4 protein-coding genes are annotated in these 3,049 nt (G+C 63.3%); 3 read left to right on the top strand and 1 reads right to left on the bottom strand.

Annotated elements, in window-relative coordinates; all coding sequences use genetic code 11:
• The 3 genes from pdxY to AC1DT3_RS16510 all read left to right on the top strand — a co-directional run.
• The coding region (gene pdxY, locus AC1DT3_RS16520) for a pyridoxal kinase (protein WP_477466329.1) at positions 1-669 on the top strand (669 nt) is incomplete at its 5' end.
• Between the two features lie 5 nt (positions 670-674).
• Positions 675-1,568: a PhzF family phenazine biosynthesis protein gene (locus tag AC1DT3_RS16515; protein ID WP_477466328.1), complete on the top strand. Its 894-nt coding sequence runs from the start codon at positions 675-677 to the stop codon at positions 1,566-1,568.
• Positions 1,565-2,272: an NUDIX hydrolase gene (locus AC1DT3_RS16510; RefSeq protein WP_477466327.1), complete on the top strand. Its 708-nt coding sequence runs from the start codon at positions 1,565-1,567 to the stop codon at positions 2,270-2,272. The genes AC1DT3_RS16515 and AC1DT3_RS16510 overlap by 4 nt, the downstream gene beginning before the upstream one ends.
• On the opposite strand, the gene AC1DT3_RS16505 is transcribed toward AC1DT3_RS16510, so the two are convergent.
• Positions 2,263-2,565 (bottom strand): hypothetical protein, encoded by a 303-nt coding sequence (locus AC1DT3_RS16505; RefSeq protein WP_477466326.1) that lies wholly within the window; start codon positions 2,563-2,565, stop codon positions 2,263-2,265. The genes AC1DT3_RS16510 and AC1DT3_RS16505 overlap by 10 nt on opposite strands.
• Positions 2,566-3,049 lie beyond the last annotated feature (484 nt).

The following is a 3,049-nucleotide window of genomic DNA, read 5'->3' as shown; positions in this document are numbered from 1 at the left end:
CTCGTCGAGGGCATCGCCGAGCGCGACGTGCTGTCCCGGTGCGACGGCGTTCTGTCGGGCTATATGGGATCGGCCGATATCGGCAATGCGATCCTGAGCACGGTCGCCCGCGTTCGGTCGGCCAATCCCGCAACGCTCTATTGTTGTGATCCTGTCATCGGAGACGTCGGCCGTGGTGTGTTCGTCCGCCCGGGCATCCCGGAATTCATGAAGGAGCAGGCGCTTCCTTCCGCGGATATCATCACGCCGAACCATTTCGAACTCGATTATCTCTCCGGTCGCACGACCGCGAGCATGGACGACGTGAAGGACGCCATTCGCGCCGTCCACGCGATGGGACCGAAAGTGATCCTGGTCACATCCGTCCACACCAGCGAAACGCCGCCCGATTTCGTCGATCTTGTCGTGGGCGAGAACGGACAGTTCTGGGCCGTGCGCACGCCGCGGCTGTCCTTGAGCGTCAACGGCGCGGGCGATGCGATCGCTGCATTGTTTTTCGTCCATTTTGCGCGAACGCGCTCCGCTGCGGCAGCTCTTGCCGAGGCGTCCTCATCGGTCTACGGCCTTTTGAAGCGCACGGAAGAAGCCGGCGCGCGCGAAATCCTCACTGTCGCCGCGCAGGATGAGTTCGTGTCGCCGACATATCGCTTCGCAGCCCAGGAGATATGAGTTCCATGACCCGACGCTTTTTCACGCTCGACGTCTTCGCCGGAAAGCCCCTGGTCGGAAATCCATTGGCGGTTGTTCACGATGCGGAGGGGCTGGACGACGCGCGGATGCAGGCGATCGCGCGGGAGTTCAACCTCTCGGAGACGGTGTTCGTCTTCCCACCGACGCAGCCGGGTCATCGCGCCGACATCCGCATCTTCACGCCCTCGCGCGAATTGCCGTTCGCAGGCCATCCGACTGTGGGAACGGCCGTGTTGCTTGCGTTGCTGGATCGTGCCGGCGAGCGCGGCGCGGTTGCTTTCGGCCTCAAGGAGAAAATCGGAATCGTCTCGTGCGCGGCCGAGGTCGAAGGCAACGACCGGGGCCGGGCGCGCTTTCGCTTGCCGCGCCTGCCCACTGTGTGGGGAGACGGCAAGGACGCCGCCGCGTGCGGTTGGGCCCTCGGGATCGATCCGGGCGAAATCGGCTTCGACCGCCACGTACCTAGCCGTCATACCGCCGGCGTTGCCTACGATCTCGTACCAGTGGCTTCGCTCGATGCGCTGGCGCGTGCGAAACCGCATGGCGAAGCCTTCGACAAGGTCTTCGGCGACAGCGATCATCCCGCAACGTACGTCTATGCGCGCATTGAGCGCGGCTATCGCGCCCGCATGTTCGGTCAGGGAATGGGCGTTGCGGAAGATCCCGCGACCGGTTCGGCCGCTGCGGCTTTTGCTGGAGCGTTGATGCAGTGCGAACCACTTGGTGATGGTGAACACGACATCCTCATCGAGCAGGGTTTCGAGATGGGACGGCCGAGCGAGATCGATCTGCAATTGACGATCAAGGACGGCGCTTTGATCTCCGCCGAAATCGGCGGGCGGGCCTTCGTCGTGAGCCGCGGGGAATTTCTGGCATGAACCGGGATATCCAAGTGGCCCGCATCGCCCACCTCGATGCGCGGATCAAGGTGATGGATTGGCCCTGGGCACGTGAGAACCGTGGCCGGATCGAGGCCAATTGGTCGCGGCGGCAAGCTCTGACCCCGAAGATCTTCAATGGCCGCGTCCTTGCGATCCGCGACATGGAATTGACGGCGGATTGCTGCCGCATGGTGTACTCGGAAATGGACTATTCCGATTTCGTCGGCTGGCTCGACCTTCCGGAGCGCGATGCGAGCGTTGCGAATGGCTTTGCCGTCGGCGCGCTGCAAGGCTCGGATGGAGCCTTCATTTGCGGAGTGATGGCGGACCACACCGCCAATGGCGGGCGCGTGTATTTCGCAGCAGGAACCCCCGACCGGTCGGATCTTCTGCCCGATGGCACCGTCGATCTCGCGTCGAGCCTGACCCGCGAGCTCGAGGAAGAGACGGGCCTGACCGACTACGAGGTCTCCAAGGAATGGATCGCCGTGAGGCGTTGGCCGGCCATTGCGCTCGTCCGCTATGTGGTGGCGCCCGAACCCGCCGAGGCAGTGGCCGCGCGCATTCGGGTCCAGATCGCCAAACAGCACGAACCGGAGCTGTCCGACGTGCGGATCGTTCGCAGTCCGGCCGACGTCGATCCTAAAACCATGCCGCAATGGCTTCAGACATTCTTCGCCTGGCACTTCGCTCAGCGGTAGCCGTATCGTGACTTGGTCGCATTGATGAGGCGCGATGCCTCAGCGTCGCGCCCCGCGTCACAGGCGGCCGATGCCTTGTCGATTTCATTCACGACGCGATTGTAGACCGTCGTGTTGACGTGTCCCATCTGCTTGTCGTTGTCCATGACCGCTTGATACTCGCCGATCTCACCCTTGCAGCCCACCGGCGCGGCCGCTGCCGTGGGCTGAGACGTCTGGCTCGTCTGGTTGCAAGCGGTCAAGGCGACGAGGGTCACGGCGGCGATCGACAAAGCGCTGAGGCCGAATTTCATGGGGGCTTCCTCCGTTGAACGAGCCTGCTGGACAGAGCTTTTCGCGATTCATGGCTCAGCCTGGGCTGTCCGGCAAGGTTTCCAACCCTTCCAAGCTTTCAAGGGGAGGGCACGAATTCGGCCGTCTGCCCGCTTGCCATGGGCGGCAGGCGCCGATAAAAGCGAATGATGCGTCGCGGAATCTGCGGCGTTCCAGGAGGATCAGGCCCCGATGTTCATCGGTTCCGCCAGCGCCAAGACGACAGGAGCCGCACCCGCGGCCGGTCGCGCGCGCCTCCTTGGTCTCCTTCTCCTTAGTCGCCCCTGAGGGTCGGCTGGGCGTGCATGCCTGGGCTCTCAGGGGTTCGAATGAAATCGAAACCACTGGRGCGCTGTGAGGGCAGCTCCCCCAGGGAAGGCTCATAAAATGTCCATTTCAACCGGTTCGACCAAAGATCGCGTCCTGATCTTCGACACGACCTTGCGCGACGGCGAACAATGCCCC

This window comes from Microvirga sp. P4_G7, assembly GCF_056401005.1.
Note: the sequence above shows the minus strand (reverse complement) of the source record. Positions and strands in the feature narration are given on the sequence as shown.

What these genes read in the sequence shown, in the direction of transcription:
- AC1DT3_RS16505 (WP_477466326.1), bottom strand. Translation starts at nt 2,565, where the DNA reads ATGAAATTCGGCCTCAGCGCTTTGTCGATCGCCGCCGTGACCCTCGTC.
- AC1DT3_RS16515 (WP_477466328.1), top strand. Translation starts at nt 675, where the DNA reads ATGACCCGACGCTTTTTCACGCTCGACGTCTTCGCCGGAAAGCCCCTG.
- AC1DT3_RS16510 (WP_477466327.1), top strand. Translation starts at nt 1,565, where the DNA reads ATGAACCGGGATATCCAAGTGGCCCGCATCGCCCACCTCGATGCGCGG.